At 60.9% G+C, this 23,522-nt stretch carries 20 protein-coding genes; 8 read left to right on the top strand and 12 right to left on the bottom strand.

Features of this window, described 5'->3' with window-relative positions; genetic code table 11:
- Window positions 1-115 precede the first annotated feature (115 nt).
- Window positions 116-1,333 carry an ROK family transcriptional regulator gene (locus tag EGY12_RS18035; RefSeq protein WP_096242212.1) on the bottom strand — a complete coding sequence of 406 codons (1,218 nt, stop codon included), beginning with the start codon at window positions 1,331-1,333 and terminating at the stop codon, window positions 116-118.
- Between the two features lie 159 nt (window positions 1,334-1,492).
- The gene (locus EGY12_RS18030; protein WP_123894850.1) at window positions 1,493-2,383 is read right to left on the bottom strand and encodes a LysR family transcriptional regulator; all 891 of its coding nucleotides are present in this window, start codon (window positions 2,381-2,383) and stop codon (window positions 1,493-1,495) included.
- 147 nt (window positions 2,384-2,530) lie between these two features.
- Here EGY12_RS18030 and EGY12_RS18025 point away from each other — a divergent pair, with 147 nt between their 5' ends.
- On the top strand, window positions 2,531-3,799 hold the full coding sequence (locus EGY12_RS18025; protein WP_031300458.1) for an MFS transporter: 1,269 nt from the start codon (window positions 2,531-2,533) through the stop codon (window positions 3,797-3,799).
- 56 nt (window positions 3,800-3,855) lie between these two features.
- On the opposite strand, the gene EGY12_RS18020 is transcribed toward EGY12_RS18025, so the two are convergent.
- Together EGY12_RS18020 and EGY12_RS18015 are read right to left on the bottom strand one after the other, a co-directional pair.
- Entirely contained in the window at window positions 3,856-5,142 is a 1,287-nt protein-coding gene (locus EGY12_RS18020) for a glycoside hydrolase family 10 protein (RefSeq protein WP_371415366.1), read from the bottom strand.
- A 129-nt stretch (window positions 5,143-5,271) separates the two neighbouring features.
- Complete coding sequence (locus EGY12_RS18015; RefSeq protein WP_123894849.1) at window positions 5,272-7,068, bottom strand: glycoside hydrolase family 3 protein; 1,797 nt, start codon at window positions 7,066-7,068, stop codon at window positions 5,272-5,274.
- A 332-nt stretch (window positions 7,069-7,400) separates the two neighbouring features.
- On the opposite strand from EGY12_RS18015, the gene tus reads away from it, so the two are divergent.
- The gene (tus, locus tag EGY12_RS18010; protein WP_123894848.1) at window positions 7,401-8,339 is read left to right on the top strand and encodes a DNA replication terminus site-binding protein; all 939 of its coding nucleotides are present in this window, start codon (window positions 7,401-7,403) and stop codon (window positions 8,337-8,339) included.
- On the opposite strand, the gene EGY12_RS18005 is transcribed toward tus, so the two are convergent.
- The 5 genes from EGY12_RS18005 to EGY12_RS17985 form a co-directional block, all read right to left on the bottom strand.
- A complete protein-coding gene (locus EGY12_RS18005) occupies window positions 8,329-8,697 on the bottom strand; it encodes a VOC family protein (protein WP_049272170.1) in 369 nt (122 codons plus the stop codon). The two genes, tus and EGY12_RS18005, sit on opposite strands and share 11 nt — an antisense overlap.
- 90 nt (window positions 8,698-8,787) lie before the next feature.
- A complete protein-coding gene (locus tag EGY12_RS18000) occupies window positions 8,788-9,477 on the bottom strand; it encodes a YafY family protein (RefSeq protein ID WP_123894847.1) in 690 nt (229 codons plus the stop codon).
- Window positions 9,478-9,537: 60 nt separating this feature from the next.
- Complete coding sequence (gene fumC / locus EGY12_RS17995) at window positions 9,538-10,935, bottom strand: class II fumarate hydratase (RefSeq protein WP_123894846.1); 1,398 nt, start codon at window positions 10,933-10,935, stop codon at window positions 9,538-9,540.
- Window positions 10,936-11,165: 230 nt separating this feature from the next.
- Window positions 11,166-11,498 (bottom strand): hypothetical protein, encoded by a 333-nt coding sequence (locus EGY12_RS17990; protein ID WP_123894845.1) that lies wholly within the window; start codon window positions 11,496-11,498, stop codon window positions 11,166-11,168.
- Window positions 11,499-11,643: 145 nt separating this feature from the next.
- Complete coding sequence (locus EGY12_RS17985; RefSeq protein ID WP_123894844.1) at window positions 11,644-11,859, bottom strand: hypothetical protein; 216 nt, start codon at window positions 11,857-11,859, stop codon at window positions 11,644-11,646.
- Window positions 11,860-11,976: 117 nt separating this feature from the next.
- Here EGY12_RS17985 and manA point away from each other — a divergent pair, with 117 nt between their 5' ends.
- Both manA and EGY12_RS17975 read left to right on the top strand, forming a co-directional pair.
- Window positions 11,977-13,155: a mannose-6-phosphate isomerase gene (manA, locus tag EGY12_RS17980; protein ID WP_123894843.1), complete on the top strand. Its 1,179-nt coding sequence runs from the start codon at window positions 11,977-11,979 to the stop codon at window positions 13,153-13,155.
- A gap of 141 nt (window positions 13,156-13,296) precedes the next feature.
- Complete coding sequence (locus EGY12_RS17975; RefSeq protein ID WP_123894842.1) at window positions 13,297-14,829, top strand: YdgA family protein; 1,533 nt, start codon at window positions 13,297-13,299, stop codon at window positions 14,827-14,829.
- 44 nt (window positions 14,830-14,873) lie between these two features.
- On the opposite strand, the gene EGY12_RS17970 is transcribed toward EGY12_RS17975, so the two are convergent.
- Window positions 14,874-16,028: a serine hydrolase gene (locus EGY12_RS17970; protein ID WP_123894841.1), complete on the bottom strand. Its 1,155-nt coding sequence runs from the start codon at window positions 16,026-16,028 to the stop codon at window positions 14,874-14,876.
- A gap of 102 nt (window positions 16,029-16,130) precedes the next feature.
- On the opposite strand from EGY12_RS17970, the gene EGY12_RS17965 reads away from it, so the two are divergent.
- Window positions 16,131-17,039, top strand: a complete 909-nt coding sequence (locus EGY12_RS17965) for a LysR family transcriptional regulator (protein ID WP_123894840.1) — start codon at window positions 16,131-16,133, stop codon at window positions 17,037-17,039.
- A gap of 26 nt (window positions 17,040-17,065) precedes the next feature.
- On the opposite strand, the gene blaSRT is transcribed toward EGY12_RS17965, so the two are convergent.
- A complete protein-coding gene (gene blaSRT / locus EGY12_RS17960; RefSeq protein ID WP_123894839.1) occupies window positions 17,066-18,202 on the bottom strand; it encodes an SRT/SST family class C beta-lactamase in 1,137 nt (378 codons plus the stop codon).
- 206 nt (window positions 18,203-18,408) lie between these two features.
- On the opposite strand from blaSRT, the gene EGY12_RS17955 reads away from it, so the two are divergent.
- On the top strand, window positions 18,409-19,290 hold the full coding sequence (locus EGY12_RS17955; protein WP_123894838.1) for a LysR family transcriptional regulator: 882 nt from the start codon (window positions 18,409-18,411) through the stop codon (window positions 19,288-19,290).
- Here EGY12_RS17955 and EGY12_RS17950 read toward each other — a convergent pair.
- Window positions 19,287-20,318, bottom strand: a complete 1,032-nt coding sequence (locus EGY12_RS17950) for a Mal regulon transcriptional regulator MalI (RefSeq protein ID WP_123894837.1) — start codon at window positions 20,316-20,318, stop codon at window positions 19,287-19,289. The genes EGY12_RS17955 and EGY12_RS17950 overlap by 4 nt on opposite strands.
- Before the next feature lie 223 nt (window positions 20,319-20,541).
- Here EGY12_RS17950 and malX point away from each other — a divergent pair, with 223 nt between their 5' ends.
- A complete protein-coding gene (malX, locus tag EGY12_RS17945; RefSeq protein ID WP_123894836.1) occupies window positions 20,542-22,161 on the top strand; it encodes a maltose/glucose-specific PTS transporter subunit IIBC in 1,620 nt (539 codons plus the stop codon).
- Entirely contained in the window at window positions 22,154-23,335 is a 1,182-nt protein-coding gene (locus tag EGY12_RS17940; RefSeq protein ID WP_123894835.1) for a MalY/PatB family protein, read from the top strand. Before malX ends, EGY12_RS17940 begins: the two co-directional genes overlap by 8 nt.
- The last annotated feature ends 187 nt before the right edge of the window (window positions 23,336-23,522 follow it).

Genomic DNA, 23,522 nt, shown 5'->3' with positions numbered 1-23,522 from the left:
CAATGTGTCGCCGCACCGGCGGCGAGGAAGTCTTTCGGAAAAATTCTAGGGGATGCTGCCACGTAGGGGCTTGAGGTAGCTCAATCTTTTGCGGGATTAATAAGAAGTTCTGATGTTAGCCCTGCAGCAGCTGCACCAGCAATGAACCGTTGTACAGCGCCTCTTTCACCAGCGCCGCACCGGGCATGGTGCCCTGATTGAAGAACTGCGTGGATTCGACCTTGACCTGCTCGCTGTAGGCCGGCAGCGCCTGCTGGCGAATGCAGGAGGCGATGGCCGGATGCAGGATCTCCGCCGCGCGGTTGAGCGGCGAGCCCACCAGGATCTTCTCCGGATTGAACAGGTTGACCATGATAGCCAGAATGCGCCCCACGCTGTGGCCGACGCCGAGGATGATGTCCCGCGCCAGCTGATCGCCTGCCAGCGCGGCGTCGCACAGCGACTCGACGGTCAGCGGCGCGCCGTGCAGGCTGGAACTCATCGAACCGCTCAGACGCTGCTGGGCGATCTCCAGCATGTTCTCGATGCTGGCCACGGTTTCGAGACAGCCGTGGTTGCCGCAGTAGCAGCGTTTGCCGTAGGGATCGACCTGGGTGTGGCCGATCTCCACCACGCTGTGGCTGCCGGCGTGCAACACATGGCCGCCGGTGATCACCCCGGCGCCGACGTTGTGGTCGATCACCACCTGAATGACGTTCTGGCTGCCGCGCGAGGCGCCGTACAGCGCTTCGGCCATAGTCCAGGCGCTGATATCGTGCTGCAGGTAAACCGGCAGGCCGGTGCGGGTTTCCAGCGCCGGGCCGAGCGGCATTTCCAGCACGTCGTAAAACGGCATGCGGTGCACCACGCCGGACTGCACGTCGATGATACCCGGCAGCGTGATGGCAATCGCCGTCAGCCGCTCCAGCTTGCTTTGGTGGCGGATAAAGAACTGATCGACTTCGGTCAGGATACGTTTCAGCAGCGGTTCGGGGTGTTCGGCCGCCAGCGGCAGCTGCTCCTCGACCACCAGTTTGCTGCTGAGATCGCGCAGCGCCAGCGTGATGCTGCCGCGGCTGATACGGGCGGACAGGTAGTGCCAGGCCTCGGTGTCCAGCACCAGCCCCACCGCCGGGCGGCCTCGGCTGCCGATTTCCTGGTACTCGGTTTCCTTGACCAGGTGAGCTTCCAGCAGTTCGCGCACGATCTTGGTGATGCTGGCGGGCGCCAGCTGCGCGCGTTTTGACAGTTCGATGCGCGAAATCGGACCCAGTTGATCGATTAGCCGATAAACCGCCCCCGCATTGGTCTGTTTGATTTGATCGATATGCCCAGGCTGCCCAACCGCAATCACAAACCTGCTCCTACTATTTTTCGCGCTTCTAAATAAAGACTAGGGGTTATGGTGGGGCTTTTGTCATACAGCGTCAACTATTTGATTCGTTATGTGATTTGCTGCACAAATTCCTCGCAATTTCAGCGTGAATTGATTTTTATTTGCCCAAGCTCAACGTCATTTCAGCATCAACGCCATCAGCGCCTGCGCGGCGGCGGTCAGCGGCCGCCGGCGGTGATGCACCAGCCACACTTCGGTCGTGGCGTCCGGCTCCGCCAGCGGCAAATAGCGCACGCCATCCACCCGCACCCGGGCGAAAGAAGCCGGCAAAATCGACACCCCCAACCCGGCGGAAACCAGCCCGATGATGGTCATCGCTTCCCCCACTTCCTGGGTGATATACGGGGTAATGCCGGCCTTGCCGAGCAGCAGCAAAATTTCGTCGTACAGCGCGGTGCCCACTTCGCGCGAGAAGAACACGAACGGCTCCTGCGCCAGATGTTGGAAACGCAGCGTGCCGCCGGGCGTTTCCGCCAGCGGATGCCCTTCCGGCACCACCGCCACCAGCGGTTCGCGCAGCAGCAGCTGATAGTGGAGCGCCTCCGGCAGCCGCGTGTTGCGCATCACCCCCAGATCCAGCTCACCGTTCAGCAACGGCTCGATCTGCTGTTTGGTGTTGATTTCGCGCATTTTGATATGCACCTGCGGAGAGTGCTGACGAAAGGCGCGCAGGCTGCGCGACACCACGCCGATAAAGGGCGCGGAAGAGGTAAAGCCGATGGTCATTTCCCCCAGCTCGCCGCGATCCAGACGCGCCGCCTTTTCCGCCGCACGCCCGACCTGATCGAGCACCTGATAGGCTTCTTTGAGGAACATCTCCCCGGCCTGGGTCAAACTGACGTTGCGGTTGTTGCGCGCCAGCAGCCGCGCGCCGACCATCTCTTCCAATGCCTGGATTTGTTGGCTGAGCGGCGGCTGGGAGATCCGCAGCCGTTCGGCGGCGCGGCCAAAATGCAGCTCCTCCGCCACGGCGATAAAGTAACGCAGGTGTCTCAATTCGATATTCATATTTAAAACATCTTAATTTTAATTATTAATATATTAGACAAAAAATTCGCCGCTCCCTATCATTTTGTTATCTGTAAAGTGTCTGTTTATCTCCCCGAAGTTCGGTAAGGAAACGCTGTGACAACCCCTGTGCGTTCTGCGGCCGTGATGCCGTCGACGCTGGCCGCCAACGATGACGCGGCCGCTGCGCCAAAAGTAAAACGCTCCACCCTCAACAATAAACTCCCCTATATCGAACGCGGCACGCCGCAGTTTATGCGTGTGACGCTGGCGCTGTTTTCCGCCGGGCTGGCGACCTTCGCGCTGCTCTACTGCGTGCAGCCGATCCTGCCGGTGTTGTCGCAAGATTTCGGCGTATCGCCGGCGGAAAGCAGCCTGTCGCTCTCAGTGTCCACCGGCCTGCTGGCGATCGGCCTGATGTTTACCGGGCCGCTGTCCGACGCCATCGGCCGCAAGTCGGTGATGGTGGTGGCGCTGCTGCTGGCGGCGGTTTGCACGCTGATCTGCGCCTTTATGACCAGCTGGCACGGCATCTTGCTGATGCGCGCGCTGATCGGCCTGTCGCTGAGCGGCGTGGCGGCGGTCGGCATGACCTACCTCAGCGAAGAGATCCACCCCAGCTTCGTCGCTTTTTCGATGGGGCTGTATATCAGCGGCAACTCGATCGGCGGCATGAGCGGCCGCCTGGTGACCGGGGTGTTGACCGACTTCTTCTCCTGGCGCGTGTCGCTCGGAGTCATCGGGCTGTTCGCCCTCGCCGCCGCCTGCATGTTCTGGCGCATCCTGCCCGCCTCGCGGCATTTTCGCGCCAGCTCGCTGCGCCCGCGCACCCTGCTGATCAACTTCAAGCTGCATTGGCACGATAAGGGCCTGCCGCTGCTGTTTGCGGAAGGTTTCCTGCTGATGGGCAGCTTCGTCACCCTGTTCAACTACATCGGCTATCGCCTGCTGGCGGATCCTTACCACCTGAGCCAGGCGATCGTCGGCCTGCTGTCGGTGGTGTACCTCACCGGCTCCTACAGCTCGCCCAAGGCCGGCGCGCTCACCTCGCGCTTCGGGCGCGGCCCGGTGCTGCTGGCCTCGATCGTGATTATGCTGATCGGGATTCTGATTACCGCGCTGCCGCAGGTGCCGGCTATCTTCATCGGCATGATGCTGTTCACCGCCGGTTTCTTCGCCGCCCACTCGGTGGCCAGCAGCTGGATTGGCCGCCGCGCGCGCCGCGCCAAAGGCCAGGCGTCGTCGCTGTATCTGTTCTGCTATTACGTTGGTTCCAGCGTGGCTGGCACCCTCGGCGGCGTGTTCTGGCACAGCTTCGGCTGGAATGGCGTGGCGGCGTTTATCAGCCTGATGCTGTTGCTGGCGCTGCTGGTGGTGCATTACCTGAAACGCCTGCCGGAAGCGGCTCGTCTCTGATCTGAAAAGGAAAAGCCGCGGTGGTTTGCCGCGGCTGGTCATGTCAGCGCCTATGATTATTGGCCCGTTTTCCAGCGAGTTCGCAGGTACTCCACCGCCTTGTCCGTTTGCGGCTCAGTCAGATAACGTTGCCGGAACAGTATGGTTCCTCCCATTCCCGGCAGGCTCTCGTTGAGATCCAGCTGCCTTTTCAGCTCGGGGACGCCGCCGTCGACGGTCCAGGCCGGCTCGCTGGCGGCAGGCGTACCCACTTTATACAGCGCCACCCCGGCATAGAGCCGGACCGGCGTGCCTTTCACCACCTCGGCCCACCAGTTGGCCAGCACATCGTAGCGAACAATGGCACGGTCAAAAGGCCAATACAGCTGCGGCGCGATGTAATCGAGCAGCCCCAGTTTTACCCACTGGCGCGTATCGGCATAGGCCGTATCGTACGATGGCGCGCCGGCCCGCGTCTCTGAGCCGTCAGGATCGTCCGCCTTGTTTCGCCAGACGCCCGCCGGGCTGACGCCAAACGCAACTGCGGGCTTCAATGCTCGAACGGTGGCTGAAACCTGTTTTATCAATTGCAGCGTGTTGTCCCTGCGCCAGGCGGCTTTGTCTGCAAATCCTTTTCCGTATGCGCGATACGTTCGTTCATCATCCAGCGGCGATTGGGACGTTTCGTAATAGAAATAATCGTCAAACTGAATGCCGTCGACCTCATAGTTTTTGACAATTTCAGTCACCACGCTGGTGATCCAGTTGCGCACGTCGGGCAGGCCGGGATCGAGCACGAAGCGCTCATTGGCCGTGCGTATCCAGTCGGGATGCAGCGCATAGACGCTGGCCGGCGGGGACTGCAGCGTATGATTGAGTGCGTCAATCGTTTGTGGGCGGGTATTCATGGAAACCCGGTAAGGATTCAGCCAGGCATGGACTTTGATGCCGCGCCGGTGCGCTTCTTTCAGCATAAAGGCCAGCGGATCATAACCGGGATCCTGGCCCACGGTGCCGGTCAATACCTCAGACCAAGGCAAGATGTTGGAGCGCCACAGGGCCGAGCCGTCCGGTTTAACTTGAAAATACACTGCGTTAATCCCGGTTTTCACCATCTCATCCAGCGCCTCCGTCAGCCCCTGTTTCTGCAGGCGAACCCGCTCTTGCGCGGTTTCCGCTTTCAGGGAGGCCGCCGGCGGCCAGTCCAGCCCAATAACCGTAGCCAGCCAGATGCCCCGCATCGGCGTTATCGGCGGGGTCGGCTGCGGGGGCTTCTCTGGTTCGGGCGGTTTGGCGCATCCGCTCACGCCCAGCATGGCGGCCATCAACAGCCATCCGCCTAATTTTGTTGCGCCTGTCGGCATTCTGGTTCTCCTTCCGTGAGTGACGGTTATCCCATGTCGTTTCGTGCCGGGCAAGAAACTGCCCGATTTTTCAGTGCTTTTTAGCTGCCGGCATCGCCCTATTCAGACGACGCCGGTGCCCTTATCCCATTACCAGCTCAGCCCCGTCCCGCGAGGGAACGCCACCTTGCCCGTATTGGTTTCCACATCGTAGTCATGCCAGGTGTTGACCGGTAATTTACCTTGCGGTTTGATTTTGCCCGTCAGCACCTGCGCCAAAGAGACCATCGAAGGGCCACGCCACACGCCGCTGTCATAACCGTAGTAGGAGTAGGTGGCGACGGCCGCCTCCACCTCTGCGGCATAGTTCACGATATCGTAAGGGGCGCGCAGTGAGAGGTGAACGCGTTTTTTCCCCTGCTCGGCGGCGTATTTCAACCAGCCCGGATAAGGGCTGCTGTCATTGCTCGCTCCGGTTGCAGAGGTTACGACCCCATCCTGTTCAGCCGGCGTAAAGCGGGTTGAGAGGGTTCCGAGCAAGAACACGTCGCAGCCGGCAATATGCTCCCTAACCAGGGCATCGCTCAGCTCCGTTTCCTTCGCGGCAACGACGTTTTGATACCCCTCCTGCGCCATCACGCGCGCAATGCCGCTGGCCTGCTCGCCCCACGGCGTCAGAATAAAGTAGCGCAGCGCCTTGTCCTTGAACGGCAACAGGCTGTGGCGATTGATAACCACGGTAATGGAACGATCGGCGATACGTTTTTCCAGCTTGTGCGCTGACGACGCAACGTCGTTGGAACACGGCTTCTCGCTATGCCCCAGCAGGCTATGGCGTAATTTGAGACGCAGAATTCGCTCGACCGAAGCATCGATATCGGCCTCGCTGAGATGCCCTGTTTTCACTCTGCCCGCAAGGTAACGGATCAGGTCCGGCAGCAGGCTCGCCTGGGCCGGCGAGGCGATGCTGACAGGCATCAAGGCAATATCCACCCCGGCGGCAAAGACGTTTTCAGCCGCTCCTTGCTGGCTGAAATGCTCGGCAATCGCGCCCATATCCAGGGCATCTGAAATCGTTACGCCGGAATACCCCAACTCATTGCGCAGGATCTGGGTCTGAATTTCATGCGACATGGTGGCGGGCACCGTGATTTTTTCACCGCTACGGGTGTCTATCTGGCGGTTATCCAATGCCGGGTACTGAATATGTGCGGTCATGACCATGTCCGGTGCGGCGCAGCGATCGATGGCCTGCTTGTACGGGGCGATATCGATGGCAAAGGCCTCTTCCCGCGTGCGATCGACGCGCGGCAGACCGGTATGCGAGTCAGTGGAGGTGCTGCCATGGCCGGGGAAGTGTTTATACGCGGTGATCAGCCCCTGCTGTTTCATGCCCGCCACCATTTTCTCTGCCAGACGAGAAACGTTGTTCTTATCATCGCTGAAGGCGCGAACGTTAATCACCGGGTTGAACGGGTTGGTGTTGACATCCACGACCGGGGCAAAGTTGGTATTGATATGCAACGCGCGCATATCCTGGGCCATCAGCTTGCCCTGTTCAACGGCGAGCTGTTTATCCGCCCCCCCTTCAATCGCCGCCGCCAGCGCCATATTACCGGGGAATGAGGCATAATCGCCGCGCGGCAGCCGGAACACGTTACCGCCTTCGTTATCCGTGCCTATAAACAAACGAATGCCCGCGCGGGTTTTCATCGCAGCATACCAGGCCGTCAAGGTTTTGATTTGCTGCTTGTCTTTAAGGTTATTGGCAAACAGGATCACCCCACCCACGTGGTTATCGGCGATCAGCTTGCCGATGGCTTCATCGGGAACGGTCATATCCTGATTGCTGCTACCGTTCTGATCCCAGTAGCGAAAATCCAGCATGATTTTTTGCCCGATCTTCTCTTCCAGCGTCATGTTTTTGACTTTCTGTTTAATATCCACAGTAAACCTCCGTTTAAAGCACCCGTTAATGACAGAAGAAAAGATAACCCTAAGGGCTCATAGCGTCCTGCCATTCTGTTTGTTCCAGTCATTGGACAACGGCAAATGACAAATGGATTAAACAAAAAACAAACGAACAGGAGAAAATCCATCAATGAATCAAAACACTACGCATGCCGGGTGTATTACGAGCCCTGCTGCCGGAGACCGTTATGGCGTGTTTTCCGCTGGTAAGCCGGGTGGCCAGCGAGGCTACCTCTGGCTCAGCTGCCGATGTTGCCCCCAATCCGCCACTCCTCTATAGTATGTTGTAACTAAAATAGGAGCCTGCGATGAGCAGATACGATGTGATTGGCCGGATGAACGCCTGCTTTACCGAGCTGGAACAGGCGCTCGGCGCGTTGCAGCAGCAGATCGCCCCGCTGCGGTTGCTGGCGGCGCGGGTGTTCAGCCTGCCTGAGGTTGAAAAAGGCCAGGAACATCAGGCCATCTCGCATATCGCGGTCGAACAGCATGTGGGACAAGCGGCTCGCGATATGGCGCTGGATCACTATCAGCGGCTGTTCATCCACCATAACCGCGAGAATGTCAGCAGCAAGGCCGCCGTGCGCCTGCCCGGCGTCATCTGTCTGGCCGTGGAGCAGCCGGAGTATCAGGCGCTGCAAGCGCAGCTGGCGCTCATCAATCGCTTGAAGGGCGAACTGGAACAGATTATCACCGTCGATTCCGGCCTGGCGCCGGAGCAGCGTTTCGAATTCGTGCACACCCATCTGCACGGGCTGATTACCCTCAGCGCCTATCGCACCCTCACCGCCCTGGCCAATCCCGATTCCGTGCGCTTCGGATGGGCCAACAAGCACATCATCAAAAACGTCAAGCGAGACGATATCCTGGCACAGCTGGAGAAAAGCCTGAAAGCCGGTCGTGCGGTGCCGCCGCACAGCCGTGAACAGTGGGCCGCCCTGGTGAGCCGCGAGATAGACGACGTCAGCCGCCTGCCGCAGCACGCGACGCTGAAAATCAAGCGGCCGGTCAAAGTGCAGCCAATCGCCCGGGTGTGGTATCAGCAGCAGCAAAAACAGGTGCAACACCCCTGCCCGCTGCCGCTGATCGCTCTGTGTCAGGTAGAGAGCGGCGCCGCAGTGCCGAAGATTGGCGAACTGCTCAACTACGACGTCGACGCGGTGAAACACCGTTACAAACCCGACGCCCGGCCGCTGCGGCTACTGGTGCCGCGCCTGCACTTGTATACCGACGACGCTACTCGCTAAGGGCATACACCCGCAGGCGATGGCCGTCCGGATCTCGCGCCACGAAGGTGTAACCGAACTCCATCTCGGTCGGCGTTTGTTCGATAGGCAACCCGAGTTCGCGCCACTGGTTATAGCGCGCCTCGACCTCTTGCGGATCCTGGCACAAAAAGCCCAATTCCCCGCCACCGCCGGTGAGTGTGGCCACAGGTTTTACCCCCTGTTTGGCCCACATCCCCAGCTTAAAGCCGTTGTTGAGCACGAACAGGGCGAAGCCGGGGGAAAGTTCTACCGGCGCCTGCCCCAGTAAGCGTTGATAAAAGGCGGCGCTGTTCAGCGGGTTATCGACATAAAGCAGGGTCATGCTGGGAAGGGTCATCGGTCTGTCCTCTGAATGATGGGAACCGGCCGGTTCCCGATAGGCACAGACTAAGGGGTGCGACTGACAGTTTATGGCAGCAGCGTGCCGCTATTGCTCCGCAATGCCCTCGCTGAGGCGCCACTCTTTCAGCAGCCGCCGCCGGCCGCGCGGATAGCGCTGTTCCAACGGCGTAGCGGCCTGAATGCGATCGAGGCGAAAATGGCGAAACGCCTGGCGCCGCTCGCACCAGGCGACCAGCATCTGGAACTGCTCGAAAAAACCCAGCGCAAAGGGCCACAGCAGGCGTTCGCTGCGCTGCCCCGCCAGATCGAGATAGTCGATATGCAGCTTGCGCTCGCGGCGGATGGTGTCACGGATCAGCACCCGCATTTCATCCGCCACCGGCGGCGCCTGGACCGGCGCGATCAACAGCGTGTTAGCCTCCAGCTCCTCCCGCAGCGCCGGCGGCAGAACGTCGGCGATCTTGGCGAGCGCCTGGCCCGCCGCGCTCGCCAGCTGGCTGTCGCCGCGGCGGCTGACCCAGCGCATGCCCAGCACCAGCGCCTCTGTCTCCGCCTGCGAAAACATCAGCGGCGGCAGCATAAAGCCGGGGCGCAGCACATAGCCGACGCCCGCCTCGCCGACGATCTCCGCCCCCTGCTGCTGCAGCGTGGCGATATCGCGATACAACGTGCGCATGCTGATGCCCAGCGTTTGCGCCAGCGCATGGCCCGCCACCGGATAACGATGGCTGCGCAGCAGCTGCATCAGATCGAGTAAACGTTGTGCGCGCGACATCTTAATTTCTCCATAAAAAAGGGCTTACCTCAGTAAGCCCCCGGTTGCTTCACAAATCAATCATTTCTGCATGCTGCCGACCATCGCTTCCGGCCGCACCCACTCGTCGAACTGCGCTTCGGTCAGGTAGCCGAGCTTCAGCGCCGCGGCTTTGAGCGTCAGCCCTTCCTTGTGCGCTTTCTTGGCGATTTCTGCCGCCTTGTCGTAGCCGATGTGGGTGTTGAGCGCCGTCACCAGCATCAGCGATTCGTTCAACAATTGGGTGATGCGATCGCGGTTCGGTTCGATACCCACCGCACAGTGCTCGTTGAAGCCCTGCATGCCGTCGGCCAGCAGGCGAATCGACTGCAGGTAGTTGTGGATCACCATCGGGCGGAACACGTTCAGCTCGAAGTTGCCGGAAGCGCCCCCGATGTTCACCGCCACATCATTGCCCAGCACCTGGGCGCACAGCATGGTCATTGCCTCGCATTGGGTCGGGTTGACCTTGCCCGGCATGATGGAGCTGCCCGGCTCGTTCTCCGGGATCGAAATCTCGCCGATGCCGCAGCGCGGGCCGGACGCCAACCAGCGCACGTCGTTGGCGATCTTCATCAGCGAGGCCGCCAGCCCTTTCAGCGCGCCATGTCCCTGCACCAACGCGTCGCAGGTCGCCAGCGCTTCGAACTTGTTCGGGGCGGTAACGAACGGCTGATGGGTCAATTCCGCCAGCGCTTTAGCGACGCGCACCGCGTACTCCGGATGGGTGTTCAGGCCGGTGCCGACCGCCGTGCCGCCCAGCGCCAGCTCGGCAATGTGCGGGATACTGTCCTCGATATGTTTCAGATTGTGCGCCAGCATCGCCGCCCAACCGGAGATCTCCTGCCCCAGGGTCAGCGGCGTGGCGTCCTGCAGGTGGGTGCGGCCGATTTTGACGATATCGCGGTAGGCTTCGGCCTTGTCGCTCAGCGTCTTGTGCAGCACTTTCAACTCGGGGATCAGGTGTTCGCGCAGTGCAATCACCGCCGCCACGTGCATCGCGGTGGGAAACACGTCATTGGAGCTCTGGCTCTTATTGACGTCGTCGTTCGGGTGCACCTTGCGCTCTTCACCGCGCACGCCGCCCAGCAGCTCGCTGGCGCGGTTGGCCAACACTTCGTTCATGTTCATGTTGGTCTGGGTGCCGGAACCGGTTTGCCAGATGGACAGCGGGAACTGGTCGGCATGGCTGTTCGCCAGCACTTCGTCGGCGGCGTTGATGATGGCGGCGCCCCGCTCGGCCGGCAGTAGCCCCAGATCCACGTTCACCTGCGCAGCGGCGCGCTTGGTCAACGCCAGCGCATGGATCAGCGCGGTCGGCATCTTTTCGGAGGAAATGCGGAAATGCGCCAGCGAACGCTGGGTTTGGGCGCCCCACAGCTTGTCGGCCGGTACTTCGATGGGGCCCATAGAGTCTTTTTCGATACGAACGCCTGCCATCATTGTCTCCTTAGCATAATTCCTAAAATTGTAGGGTTAGGCCGACGCGCTACCCCCCCGTCGGCCTGCACTCCCAGTATAGTGACATAATAACTATTCGCATTAAGAGAGTTATCTCACAGCACGTTTAATCTCTTTTACCCATTAATGTCGCGGTTATTTCCCGCCGCTGAGCCCGCACCGAAATAAACGGCCGGGAATGAATTTGGAAAATAAAAGCGTGGGTGAAATTAACGCGGATGACGCGAATTAAAATTATTGATGCGCTGAGCCTGTAAATGATTGAGCTCATCGATACGTTGTTGCTGCAGATGATTGATCTCGTCGTAGGCGTTTTGCCTTTCATTATGGCGATAGGCCCCGGTCACCACCGCGCCGGCACTGAGCGCCGGCGGCTGCGCCACTGGCGCGATCGCAACGGGAACCGCTACCGGTGCGGGTGCAACGACGATCGGCGCCGGTGCGATCACCACGGCGCGCGGCGCAGCATAAGGATAGCTGACAATCACCGTCGCCTGAGCTGCACCGGTGAAAAGCCCCAACAGCAACAACAGTTTTTTCATGGCAACAAACCTCTTGTTTCGTTAAATCGACTCGTTAGCCGTTACGGTAAAGGAGGCCAGTGCGCAGGTTTAAGCTCGGCGTGTGATCGCCCAGCGCAGCGCGAAAATAATAATAAGGGAATGGCTCAGGCGGTAAAAAATAAATTCAGCCGACATATTTTGACATGCTGAAAAATAAATAATGAGACAGGATGCCCGAACTATCGGCAATAGCTCCGCTTCCCCAAAGAATTATCGATTGGCGGTTTTTTAGAGGCCGTCTTGGGGCTGGCACGCCATTTGAGGCGCCGATCGTTATCACGTTATACTTTGGCCCGTTGCCGGGCGCGACGCTATCCGGCGCTATTTTGATCGCGCCCATGATTTTTCCCGCCGACGCGGGCGTATGATGGTTGTCGGCATAGATTAAGTTAATTTTATAAAATCAGTAAGTTATTGCTACGCAGTGCGGCAATGACGCAGAAGGACGTTTATCGACATGCAAAAAATGACCAACGCGGTACAGAATTACGCCTGGGGCAGCCACGATGCGCTGACCCGTCTTTACGGCATCGCCAACCCCGATAATCAGCCGATGGCCGAACTGTGGATGGGCGCCCATCCCAAGAGCCCTTCCCGCGTGCCGGGCGCCGACGGCGCGCTGCGTTCGCTGCGTGAGCTGATCGATGAGGACCAGCCAAAGCAGCTGGGCGCCGACGTTGCCAACCGCTTTGGCGAGTTGCCGTTCCTGTTTAAAGTGCTGTGCGCCGATCAACCGCTGTCGATCCAGGTTCACCCGAGCAAAGCGGCGGCCGAGGTCGGTTTCGCGAAAGAGAACGCCGCCGGCATCCCGCTGAGCGCCGCCGAACGCAATTACAAAGATCCCAATCACAAGCCCGAGCTGGTCTTCGCCCTGACGCCGTTCCTGGCGATGAACGGCTTTCGCGAATTGGCCGATATCGTTTCCCTGCTGCAGCCGATCGCCGGCGCGCACCACGATATCGCCACCTTCCTGCAGCAGCCGGACACCGCGCATCTGTCCACCCTGTTCGCCAGCCTGTTGACCATGAGCGGCGAGCAAAAGTCGCTGGCGCTTGGCGTATTGAAAGCCGCGCTCAACAACCAGCAGGGCGAACCCTGGGATACCGTGCGCTTTATCGCCGGCTTCTACCCGGACGACAGCGGCCTGTTCTCACCGCTGCTGCTGAACGTGGTGCAGCTCGCGCCGGGCGAGGCGATGTTCCTGTATGCCGAAACGCCGCACGCCTACCTGAAAGGCGTAGCGCTGGAGGTGATGGCCAACTCGGATAACGTGTTGCGCGCAGGGCTGACGCCAAAATTCATCGACGTGCCTGAGCTGCTGGCCAACCTGCAGTTCCGTCCTCAGCCGGCGTCCGGTCTACTGACTCAGCCGGAACAACGCGGCAACGAGCTGTTCTTCCCGATCCCGGTGGAGGACTTCGCCTTCTCGCTGCACGATTTGACCGCCGCACCGCAGGCGCTGGCGCAGCGAAGCGCCGCCATCGTGTTCTGCGTTGCCGGCGAAGCGACGCTGGAAAAATCAGGGCAGTGCCTGACGCTCAAGCCGGGCGAATCCTGCTTTATCGGGGCCTTCGAATCCCCGGTCAACGCCAGCGGCAGCGGCCGCATCGCCCGGGTTTATAACCAGTTGGCCTAACCGTTGATAAATTTCAGCAAATTGCTTGCTGAAAGCGAGAGCTACCCCCACAATTAAACGCCTGCGGGCGTTGTTTGTCGGCCCGAATTTGCCCCCTCCCTCGCAACGGAGGGTTATAAGAAAAAAGGATGAAACAGAGCTATGAAAAAATCGTTAGTCGCTGTCAGCGTCATTGTGGTTCTTGGCGCAGCATGGACCGGGGCATCCTGGTACACCGGGAAACTGATCGAGCAGCACATGGGCGAAGTCGTCGACAACGCCAACGGCCAGCTGAAAGCTTACCTGCCGAAAGCCGGCGTGAAGCTGAGCTATGAAAATTACCAACGCGGCCTGTTCAACAGCCAGGTGCGTCTGGTTCTGCGCTCCGACGGCAGCGACACCGCCAACGGCGCGGAACTGAAACCCGGCGATGAAGTGGCCTTTCTGGAAACCATCGACCACGGTCCATTCCCCTTCGCTCAGCTGAAGAAATTCAACCTGCTGCCAAGCATGGCGTCGGTGCATACCGAGCTGGAAAACACCCCGGCGGTGAAAGCGCTGTTTGAGGTAACCAAAGGCAAATCGCTGTTTACCGCTGATTCGCGCATCTCGTACAGCGGCGATACCGCGTCTGCCATCGACATTATCCCGCTGGAGTACCAGAAGGATAAATCCTCGCTGAAATTCAGCGGCGCCACCATCAACGCCGACGTGTCCAGCGATCTGAAGAACCTCGCGCTCGACGCCAACAGCGATAACATCGTGGTGAGCAGCCCGAACGCCTTCGAGCAAAACGAGCAGATCACCTTCCAGGGCTTCAACCTGAAAGGCAACAGCAACGAGAGCAAATTCGGCATTAAGCTCGGCGATCAGACGATGACGCTCAAGCAGTTCAAGCTGGCTATTGACGGCAAAGACGCCGTGGCGCTGGACGGTTTCAACCTGGTGAGCAAATTCGGCGAGCAAGGCAGCAGCAACATCGGTGGCCAGATCGACTACACCATGGACGCGCTCAAAGTGCAGGGCAACGACTTCGGCGCCGGCAAACTGACGCTGAAAATCGACAACGTCGACGGCAAGGCGCTGAAAGACTTCGCCGACAGCTATAACCGCCAGACCATGGCGCTGCTGCAGCAAGGTGAAAATCTGGATCCGGACGTCTACGAACAGCAAACCACCGAGATGCTGCAAAAGAACCTGCCGCTGCTGCTGAAAGGCAACCCGAGCATCAATATTGCTCCGCTGAGCTGGAAAAACAGCAAGGGTGAAAGTATCTTCACGCTGGATCTGGCGCTGACCGATCCAAGCCAGGCCGGTTCTCCGGCCGAATCGCCGGATCAGCTGGCCGCGCGCGTGGTGAAAAAACTGGATCTCAGCCTGACCATTCCGGAAGCGATGGCTACCGAAGTAACCGCGAAGACCGCACTGTTGCAGGGTTACAATGAGGAAGACGCGCAGAAACTGGCACAGCAGCAAGTGCAGGGTCTGGCGGCCATGGGCCAGATGTTCAAGCTGACGACCCAGAAAGACGGCGTGATTGCGAGCAAGTTCCACTACGCTGACAATCAGGTTGACCTGAACGGCAACAAAATGTCGCTGCAGGAATTCATCGGCCAGTTCGGCCTGCTGGGCGGCCCGGCGGAAGACGACGAGCCGGCGCAGGATGCACAACCCGCTCCGGCACCGGCGCAGTAAGCGTTTGAAAGCCTGATCAAGGGCCCCTGCGGGGCCCTTTTTATTTACGCCGCGTAAACCGCATCGCGGATCTGCTGCGGATAGCGGCCACACATGCCTTCAAACGCGGTGTTGGTCAGTATCACCACGCTCAGCTGCGCCTGTGGATCAAAGAACCAGCTGTGACCGTAAACCCCACCCCAGGCCAGCGTGCCGGCATGCTGCGGCGTCTGCGCCGCTTCTGCGTCCACCAGCAGCGCCCCGCCAAAGCCGAACCCCCAGCCAGGCCCTTGCGTTTGCGCCTGCGCGCCCACGTGCGGGCGGCGTAGCAATGCCACCGTGTCCGGCTGCAAAATGCCCTGCCCACCGCTGCGCAGCGCCTCTACCAGCCGCAGCACGTCGTCGGCATCGCCGACCATGCCCGCGCCACCGGCAGGATAGGCTTCGGCGTTGAGCGCGCGCGCCGGCGAGAACAGCACCTCGCCCCCCGCCATCTCTTCCGGCAGCGCCACCCGCAGGCCTTCATGCATACGCTGCGGCCCTTGCGGGGTGTTGTAATACGGCGTCGCCAGATTCTCGGCGTCCGTCGCATGGAACGCGGTATTGCCAAGTCCCAGCGGCTGCGCCACCCATTCGACAAACAGCTGCGGTAGCGGCATGCCCGTCACCCGTTCCAGCACGGCGCCAAGCACGTCGATCGCCAGCGAATAGTTGAAACGCTCCCCCGGCGGCGACAGCAACGGTGCCTGCGCCAATAGCCGCAGGTTTTGCTCCAGCGTCAGCGTCGACAGCTCCACGCCGTCCTGGATCCCCAGTTGGTGGTAAACGCCCGTCGGCGGCTGGTTCAGCCGATAGTCCAGCCCGGCGGTATGGCTCAGCAAATGCCGGATTTTAATTGCCGGCCGCTGACCGTCGGCCAGCGCCGGGGTAAACCACGGCAACCACTTGCTGACCGCGTCGTCCAGGCTCAGCTTGCCCTGTTCGATCAGGCGCAGCGCCGCCAGCGTGGTATAGGGTTTGGAAACCGACGACAGCCGAAACTGCGTTTCCCGCCGCATCGGCCGCCGCGCTTCGCGATCGGCATAGCCGGCCGCTCCGGCGTAGCAAATCTCACCCTGCCGCGCCACCAGTACCACGCTACCCACGATGCGCCCTTCGGCCATCGCCTGTTGATCGATTGCCGCGATCCGTTCTGTTAACGCCTGTTGTTCTGCCGACATGATTTTCATCTCGCTGATGGAAAGTAAAATCAGTCTAAAACGTTCGTCATAAATTAAAATAAGGCATAATTTAATGAATCATTAAGCATGGGTTATTGATAGATGAGTTCACTCTTGCAGCTGCTGCCCTATTTCGAAGCCGTCGCACGCCTGGGCAACTTTACCCGCGCGGCCAGCCAGCTCGGCGTCACACCACCGGCGGTGTCGCAAAATATTCAGGCGTTGGAGAATCAGCTGGGAGTGCGGTTATTTCACCGCACCAGCCGCTCGGTGCGCCTCAGCGACGAGGGCCGGCTGTTCTATCAGAAGGTGTCGCCGGCAATGAGCCAGATCGACGTGGCGGCGGATGACGTGCGCGCTCTGGGTGCCCAGCCGGCTGGCCTGTTGCGCATCACGCTGCCGCAGCTGGCCGCCTCGTTGCTGGTGATGCCGCACCTGGCGGAATTTCAGCAGCGCTATCCCGAAGTACAGCTGGAGCTGTTTACCGAAGACCGCTTTTCCGATCTGGTGCTGGGCAGTTTCGACGCCGGCATTCGCATGCACGCCATGCTGCAGAAGGACATGATCGCCGTGCCGATCGACAACGGTCAGCGCCGGGTGCTGGTCGCCTCGCCTGACTATCTGGCGCGCTGCGGCGTACCGGCCACGCCGGACGATCTGCCCGCTCATCACTGCCTGCGCTACCGTTTCCCCGGCAGCGGCAAACTGGAACCCTGGTATTTCAGCCTGGGCGACGATGAACGCGCGCTCGACGTCAGCGGCAGTTTGATTTTTAACGAAGATCGGCTGATCAAGGATGCGGCGTTGGCGGGACTGGGTATCGCACAGCGTTTTCAGGGCACGGTGTTGCAGGAGCTGGCGCAGGGGCAACTGGTGGAAGTGATGCCGGGTTACGCCAGCGAAGCGTCGGGGTTTTTCATCTACTTTCCCGCCGGCAGACATCTGCCGCTCAAGCTGCGCGCCTTTATCGATTTCATGCGCGAGCGGCGTGAACGGCAGCATCGCTGGTAGGAGCACCTCGCCGGCGCCCCTGGCCGTCAGCGCTTCTCCAGCGCCTGGATAATGTGGTAAGCCGCCTCGACGCGATCGTCATTCGGGAACCACTTATTGGCCAGCATCACCACGGCGATATTTTTCGCCGGGATAAACACCGCGTAGGTGGAGAAACCGCCGGTGGAGCCGGTTTTGTTATACCAGCCGGCGCGCAATTCCGGCTGCGGCGGCGTGATGGCGGTGGCCGGTGTGCCGTTCATGATCATCCCGGCGTTGTTGCCTTCAATCAAGCGCGACAGTTTCACCGGATACGGGTAGTTCTCCCACATCAGATCCTGCGTGAACGCGCCCGCCTTGTAATATCCGACATGCGTCGCGGCCAGCGCATCGCGCCACGGCTGCGCCACCTTCACCTGCTGCAGGTTGGCGTCCAGATAGCGAATCAGATCGCGAGCGTTGGACTTGATGCCATATGACTCGGCGTCCAGCGGGCCGGGATTGACCCGCACCGGCTTATCGTCCTTGCTGTAACCCTGCGCATAGTTGGCCATCTGCGCCGCCGGCACCTGCACATAGGTGTGGCTCATGCCCAACACCGGCAGCATCCCCTTTTCCATCGCCTGGATAAACGGCTGGTCGAGGCTCTTGGCGGCGATCATGCCCAGCATGCCGATGCCGAGGTTGGAATAGACGCGGTAACTGCCCACCGGGTGTTTCGGCTGCCAGGCCCGGTAGTAGGCCATCAGCTGGGCGTTGTTGGTCACGTCGTCCGGCACGAACAGCGGCAGGCCGGAGGTGTGGGTCGCCAGGTTCAGCAGGCTGACGCCGTCGAAGGCGCTGCCGCGCAGCTCGGGCAGGTAGTGGCTGGCCGGGTCTTTAAACGACAGTTTGCCCTGCTGCTGCGCATAGACCGCCAGCGTCGCGGTGAAGGTCTTGCTCAGCGAGCCCACTTCGAACAGCGTCTGCTCGGTGATCGGTTTACCGGTCTGCTTCGAGGCGACGCCATACGGATAAATCTGCTGTTTGCCGTCGACCGACACGGCGATCGCCATGCCCGGCACGCCGTATTTTTTCATCAGCGGCTGAATAACGGCGTCGATATCCTGCTGCTGCGCGGCGTGCGCGGTCGGCAGGATCAGTGCGGCGATCAGCGCGGCCGCCAGGCGATTCATTTTCGTCATGATAGAAGCTCTTAGGTTGCAGGGTATCGGCCGCGGCCAAAAGTTTTTATTGGCGTTGTACACGGCGCTTTCCCTGATTGATGATGTCATTCCTTTACGGTTGCCGCTACATTCTCAGCAACCGCGGCAAATATCGGATTTTGCCGCCGGGTTGACAAGCGATAATAATTTCAGCCAGCATAAAGAAAAACTTATGGCTATCGACAATGCGCAATCGACTTCCCCTCAACGCCCTTCGGGCGTTCGAATCCTCCGCTCGCCACCTGAATTTCACTCGCGCCGGCCTGGAGCTGAGAGTGACCCAGGCCGCCGTCAGTCAGCAGGTGCGCATGCTGGAAGAACAGCTGGGCATTCAGCTGTTCCGCCGCCTGCCGCGCGGGTTGGATCTGACCGAAGAGGGCCAGGCGCTGCTGCCGGTGTTGAGCGACGCCTTCGACCGCATCGAGGCGGTGCTGCAGCAGTTCGAAGGCGGGCATTTCCATGAGGTGCTGACGGTGGCGGTGGTCGGCACATTCGCCGTCGGCTGGCTGATGCCGCGGCTGGCGGCGTTCCGTACGGCGCACCCGTTTATCGATCTGCGAGTGCTCACCCACAACAACCTGGTCAATTTGTCGGCCGACGGCATGGATTTCGCCATCCGCTTCGGCGAAGGGCTCTGGCCCGCCACCTGCAACATCAAGCTGTTCGACGCGCCGCTGACGGTGCTATGCCCACCGGCAGTCGCCGCGCGCCTGCAAACACCGCAAGATCTGCAGCACGAGCAGCTGATGCGCACTTACCGCAAGGATGAATGGGAGCGCTGGTTCGCGGCGGCACAGGTGACGCCGTGGCGAATCAACGGCCCGGTGTTCGACTCGTCAAGGCTGATGGTGGAAGGTGCGATCCAATGCGACGGCGTGGCGCTGGCACCGGTCAGCATGTTCCGCCGTGAACTGGCCGCCGGCGTGCTGCAGCGGCCGTTTGCCGCCGAGGCCGCGCTCGGCGCCTATTGGTTGACCCATTTGAAATCGCGGGATCTGACGCCGGCGATGAAAACCTTCATAGGTTGGATCCGCCGGGAGGCGGAAGAGGAACAGCGGCAGGGCTAGGCGGAACCGCGCCGGATCAGCGTCGGCGGCAGAATGACGTTCTGCGCCGGCAGGTCGGCGTCACCGATGCGCTGCAGCAGGCGCGCGGCGGCGCTGCGCCCCACTTCCCGCGCCGAGCTGGAGACGAAGGTCAGCGGCGGCTCGGTCAGTTCGGCTTCCGGCACGTCACCGAAGCCGATCAGCGCCACCTGCCGCCCGTAGTAGGCGTCTACCCCGTCCGAACCGATGCTGCGGCCGCTGCGCGCCAGGCCAAAATAGGCGCCGAGCGCCACCGACGCCTTGTGGCAGACGATGGCGGTAATGTTCGGGTAGCGGCGCAGCAGTTGCTCCGCCGCTTCCGCCGCCTGGCGCTGCCGGCAATCGCACTCGACAATCCATTCGCTGCGAAACGGCAGGCCGTACTGTACCAGCGTGGCGCAAAAGCCGCCCAGCCGCTCGGCACGCGTCAATGAGTCGCTCTGGCCGCCAAGATAGGCGATTTGGCTGTGGCCGCGTTTGATCAAAAATTCGGTGGCCAGCTTGGCGGCCTGCATGTTGTCCGGCCGTACCACGTCCACGCCATCGAGACCGCTGGAGCGCGCCACGCAGACCAGCGGTACGCCCTGCTCGGCCGCCTTCTCCTTCAGGCCCGCCGCCGCGCGAATGCCGCCCGCCAGCACAATGCCGTCGACGCCCTGCGCCAGCAGCGTGTCAAACGCCCGCTGCAAGCCTTGGCCATCGTGCCCGCTCTGCGTTAAAAACAGCAGCTTATCGTTCGCCTCGAGCGCTTCGCTCAGCCCGGCGGTCATTTCGGCATAGAAGGGCTCGCAGATGTCGCGCAGAATAAGGCCGATCACCCCGGACTCGCCGCCGCGCAGCGTCGCCGCCTGGCGATTGCGCACATAGCCCAACTGCTCTATCGCCTGATTGACCTTCTCGACGGTGGTCGGCGAAATGCGCCCCTTGCCGCTCAACACCAGGGAAACCGTGGTGACCGACACGCCCGCCTGCTGCGCCACATCGGTGATGGTGATTTTTTTGATGCTCATAGTCTCTGCGAACCCGTTCCTGGGCAACCCGCGCCGTAATGATCAAGGGTATACCGAATCCGTTAGCTCAGTAAAACGTTTTACTGCCCGCCGCATTGTCGCCAAAAACCGGACGGTAGATTTGTGATTGGCGGCGCATTTTTGCTAGGTAAAACGTTTTATCTTCTTTTTACCTCATAAGAAGTCCCCTTTTTGCTCGTCTTTTCGCCGGGAGAAGTCGGTTATGTCAGCAGCCAACAAACCAAAAATCACCCTCTGGGAGTTCTTCCAGAGCCTGGGCAAAACGTTCATGTTGCCCGTCGCCTTACTCTCTTTCTGCGGCATCATGCTGGGGATCGGCAGCTCGCTGAGCAGCCGCGACGTGATCACCCTGATGCCGTTTATCGGCCACCCGATCTTCCAGCTGATCTTTACCTGGATGAGCAAGGTCGGATCCTTCGCCTTCAGCTTCCTGCCGGTAATGTTCGCCATCGCCATTCCACTGGGCATGGCGCGTGAGAACAAGGGTGTCGCTGCCTTCTCCGGCTTCGTCGGCTTCGCCGTGCTGAATCTGGGCACCAATTTCTACCTGACCGCCACCGGCGTGCTGCCCACCAGCGATCCGCTGGTGCTGAAAGCCAACAATATCCAGAACATTCTCGGCATTCAGTCGATCGATACCGGCATCCTCGGCGCGGTGATCGTCGGCATCATCGTCTATCGCCTGCATGAACGCTTCCACACCATCCGCCTGCCGGACGCGCTGGCGTTCTTCGGCGGCACGCGCTTCGTGCCGATCGTCACCACCGTGGTGCTGGGGTTATGCGGCCTGGTGATCCCGCTGATCTGGCCATGGTTCGCCGCCGGCATCACCGGGCTGGGCTGGGTGATCAACAGCGCCGGCGCCTTTGGCCCGATGCTGTTCGGCACCGGCGAACGCTTGCTGCTGCCGTTCGGCCTGCAGCACATTCTGGTGGCGCTGATCCGCTTTACCGAGGCGGGCGGCACGATGGAAGTGTGCGGCCACAGCGTCAGCGGCGCCCTGACCATCTTCCAGGCGCAGCTCTCCTGCCCAACCACCACCGGCTTCGCCGAGAGCGCTACCCGCTTCCTGTCGCAGGGTAAAATGCCGGCGTTCCTCGGCGGGCTGCCGGGCGCGGCGCTGGCGATGTACCATTGCGCCAAACCAGAGAACCGCCATAAAATCAAAGGGCTGTTGATTTCCGGCGTGGTGGCCTGCGTGGTCGGCGGCACCACAGAGCCGATCGAGTTCCTGTTCCTGTTCGTCGCGCCGTTCCTCTACCTGATCCACGCGCTGCTCACCGGGTTGGGCTTTACCGTGATGGCGCTGCTGGGCGTGACCATCGGCAATACCGACGGCAATATCATCGACTTCGTGGTGTTCGGCATTCTGCACGGCACCGCCACCAAGTGGTATCTGGTGCCGGTGGTGGCCGCCGTCTGGTTCGTCGGCTATTACGCCATTTTCCGCTTCGCCATCCAGCGCTTTAACATCAAAACGCCGGGCCGCGAGAGCGACGGCGCCGTCAGCCAGAGCGCGCCGGCCGGCACGGTGGGCAAATCCGGCTACAACGTGCCGGCGATTTTGGCGGCGCTCGGCGGCCCGGACAACATCATCTCGCTGGACAACTGCATCACCCGCCTGCGCCTGTCGGTCAACGACATGAGCCGGGTGGACGACGCGGCGCTGAAGGCCAACCGCGCCATCGGCGTGGTGCATCTCAACGATCATAATCTGCAGGTGGTGATCGGCCCGCAGGTGCAATCGGTGAAGGATGAATTAGACTCACTGATAGCCACGGCGCAACCTGCCGCGGCGCTGCAGGGAGCCACCCATGTTTGATTTCTCCACCCCGATCGACCGCCACGGCACCTGGTGCACCCAGTGGGACTATATCGCCGATCGTTTCGGCAGCGATGACCTGCTGCCGTTCACCATCTCCGATATGGATTTCGCCACCGCGCCGTGCATTCTCGAGGCGCTGCAACAGCGGCTGCAGCACGGCGTGCTGGGCTACAGCCGCTGGCAGCATGAGGATTTTCTCGGCGCGCTGCGCCACTGGTATCAGCAACGTTTCAACGCCGCCATCGACACCGCAACGGCGGTGTACGGCCCTTCCGTTATCTACATGGCGGCGCAGCTGATCCGCCAATGGTCCGTACCGGGCGACTACGTGGTGACCCATACTCCGGCCTACGACGCCTTCTACAAGGTGATCCTCGCTAACCAACGCCAGCTGTTGGCCTGCCCGCTGCACAAAGCCGGCGACGATTGGCGCTGCGACATGGCGCACCTTGAGGCCTTGCTGGCGCGGCCACAGACCAAGATCCTGCTGCTGTGCAGTCCACACAATCCCACCGGCAAAGTGTGGCACCGCGACGAGCTGCAGCAGATGGCCGAACTGTGCGAGCGCCATGACGTGCGCGTCATCAGCGATGAGATCCACATGGACATGGTCTGGGGGGAACACCGCCATACGCCATGGAGCCAGGTGGCAACCGGCGCCTGGGCCCTGCTGACCTCCGGCTCCAAGAGTTTCAATATTCCGGCGCTGACCGGCGCCTACGGCTTCATCAGCGACGACACCAGCCGCGAAGCCTATTTCCAACAGCTCAAGGCACGCGACGGCCTCTCCTCGCCGGCGGTGCTGGCGGTGGCCGCGCACGTGGCCGCCTATCGCCACGGCGAACCCTGGCTGGACGCCCTGCGCGACTACCTGCAGGATAATCTGACCTACGTCGCCGAGCGGCTGGAACAGGCATTTCCCGCGCTGGGTTGGCGCCCGCCGCAGGCCACCTACCTGGCCTGGATCGATCTGCGACCGTTGGCCGTAGACGATCGCGCGCTGCAGCAGGTGCTTATCGAGCGTGAAAAGGTGGCGATCATGCCGGGCTTTACCTACGGCGAGGAAGGCCGCGGGTTCCTGCGCCTCAACGTCGGCTGCCCGCGCAGCAAGCTGGAGGCCGGTATGGACAAGCTGATCGCAGGGTTGAGGTTGGTGCTGGACGAACAATAGCGCGAGGGTGGCGGGCCTCTGCCCGCCCCTGCGATAGTGGCCGGCGCTCCAGATTTATTGTGCTTACACCGTTCTTCCTCCAACGTCCGGTTCAAGGCGACAACTGCAGCAACATGATGGTCTTGGCATCAGCGTGTTGAAAGCCTGATTCACGACGATAATGCGATAGACTTCGCATTATTTGTGA

Origin of the sequence: Serratia sp. FDAARGOS_506, assembly GCF_003812745.1 — a bacterium.
Lineage (GTDB): Bacteria > Pseudomonadota > Gammaproteobacteria > Enterobacterales > Enterobacteriaceae > Serratia.
Note: the sequence above shows the minus strand (reverse complement) of the source record. Positions and strands in the feature narration are given on the sequence as shown.